This window comes from Phytobacter sp. V69 (genome assembly GCF_965644215.1).
Taxonomy (GTDB): domain Bacteria; phylum Pseudomonadota; class Gammaproteobacteria; order Enterobacterales; family Enterobacteriaceae; genus Phytobacter.
This window is the reverse complement of sequence record NZ_CBFFRL010000245.1, coordinates 1-2,320: the sequence shown is the minus strand read 5'-3', so window position 1 is coordinate 2,320 and position 2,320 is coordinate 1. Positions and strand designations below refer to the sequence as shown.

At 53.8% G+C, this 2,320-nt stretch carries 2 protein-coding genes; both read right to left on the bottom strand.

Annotation, left to right across the window (positions count from 1 at the left end; genetic code table 11):
- Positions 1-176 precede the first annotated feature (176 nt).
- Complete coding sequence (locus tag ACSZPU_RS22560) at positions 177-1,094, bottom strand: carbohydrate ABC transporter permease (protein WP_499003366.1); 918 nt, start codon at positions 1,092-1,094, stop codon at positions 177-179.
- 5 nt (positions 1,095-1,099) lie between these two features.
- A partial coding sequence (locus tag ACSZPU_RS22555; protein ID WP_499003364.1) for an extracellular solute-binding protein occupies positions 1,100-2,320 on the bottom strand: 1,221 nt, incomplete at its 5' end.

The window sequence follows — 2,320 nt, the reverse complement described above, 5'->3', positions numbered from 1 at the left end:
CAAGGTATCCAGCGTCGGCGTAAACACAAAGCGGGCGAGCAGAATGTCGATTTGCTTTTTAAAGGCGGTGCTTAATAACCAGATAAAAGGAAACAGCACCAGCACAGCGTACAACGTGATTGCGGCGCCACGGCCAGCCGTAGAAAGCCGGGCGCGTCCGCGTAGCGATAGCAGCATCAGCTTATCCTCCGCTTGTGTAGACTGCTCAATACCACCAGCAACAGGGCAATAATGAAGAAGGTGAACAGGGACATCACTGCCCCCAGTCCTTCGCGGTCCTCAATAAAGAAGGCGCGATAAATGGAGTAGCTGACCATCTCGGTGGCGGTACCTGGCCCGCCTTTGGTCAGCAGGTAGATCTCATCAAAGACCTTGAACGAGAAAATGATACGCAGCATCAGGGTTATCAATAATGCAGGCCACATCATGGGTAAAATGACCAGACGCAGGCGCTGCCAGCGGCTGCAGCCATCCAGTTGCGCGGCCTCCAGCACCTCACGGGGCAGCGCTTTCAGACCGGCTAGCAACAGCAGGAAGGAGAACGGTGTCCAGTGCCAGACATCGACCACAACCACGGAAAGAAACGCCAGCGAAGGTATTCCCAGCCAGTCGGGCGGCACGATATCCAGCTGGCTCAGCACTACATTAAGCACCCCGGAATCGTTATTGAGGATCAGTCGCCACATCGCGCCGATTACGATGGGAGAAATCACAATTGGCAGCAGCAGGATGGTAGTCAGTAAACGCGGTTCTTTCTTCATATCGTTAACCGCCAGCGCCAGCGCAAAACCGATAACAACTTGCAGCGTCACGGCAATAACGGAAAACGCCAGCGTATTGACCAGCCCCGGCCAGTAATACGGGTTAGCAAGAAAGGCGCGAATATTATCCAGCCCGACAAAACGGGTGACGGCGCGCCCGTCCTGCCAGCTCACGTCCTGAGTTATCAGGCAGAAAAGATGGATCACCGGGGCGACCATCAGCGCGGCAATAATGACAATCAGCGGTGTGAGCGCCAGCCACGGCCATAGATCACGGCGCTGACGCCGTGACGGGGAAAGGGAGCGGGACACGGAAAGCGGTTGTCCAGACATGGCGATTATCCTTTGCTTGCGGCGTCATCCGGCAGGTCCGGCGGCAGCTGCGTTTGATATCCCGCCTCTGACAGCAACTGATAGATCTGATGCGCGGCGGTGTTGAGCGCCTTTTCCGCCGACTGTTCACCGCTCAGCGCCTTGTACAACTGCAGTCCCAGCAGTGCGTTAATCTGGGCGGACTCTTTAACCGGGCTGATAATCTGCGCCTCAGCGGTGGCTTCTGTTAACGCGGGTAAGAAGTTGAGCGGATCTTTCGCCACCCCCACCAGATCGGAACGTACCGGCACGCCGCCGGCTTCATACAGGTACACCTGGTTGGCCTGCTCTTCATACCATTTGAAGAAATCCAACGCTGCTTGCTTGTTGGCCGCCGGAATATTCTGCGGAATACCTCCAACCCAGTGCCCGGCGGCATAAACGCCCTTTCCGCCGACCGGATGCGGAATAACGGTGACGCCATATTTATCCGTAACTATGGAGCTATCCGGGTTACTCAACGGACCGCGACCTGCCGCCACAATATTCGCCTGTGCGGCTTTTCCGGTGGAGAAAAGCTGAATTAGCTCCCCTTGGGTTAATGCGCCAGGATTGCTGTAACCCGCTTTTGCGATGGCAATATAGTATTTAAGTCCGCGCAGTGTTTCCGGGCTATTCAGGATGATATTAAAGTCACCTTCGCGCGGGTTCTTAAATATCCCACCTCCGACAGAGAGCAGGAAGGGTGAAATATCAAAAACGATATCCTGTGGGCCTCCGCGAATCAGGAAGCCATTCTGACGCGGCGGCTTATGCAGTTTTTTTGTGTTTTCGTTTAATTCTTCCCAGGTTTTCGGCGGGGTCAGCCCGGCCTTCTGGTAAATATCTTTGCGATAATAAAACAGCTGCGGATTCGCGGTCACCGGGAAGGTATAGAGATCGCCGGATTGTTTATTGAAGACCTTGCGCGCATTATTCCAGTAAAGCGCATCACCAAATGTCAGGACTTGTTCTGGCAGGTGATAACTGGCCTCAATGCTTTTAATCGGTGTCAGAAAACCGCCGCCGTAAAACTCACCTAACCAGTTGATATCAATCATCGTGATATCATAGACGCCTTCTTTCGCCCGCACGGAACTGCGAATTTTATCGAGTAATCCACCGTAGGGCACCGCATCGATGCTGACGTTATTTCCGGTATCATGATTGTATTTTTCGACCGTTTTTTTGAAACCATCGAGCCACGG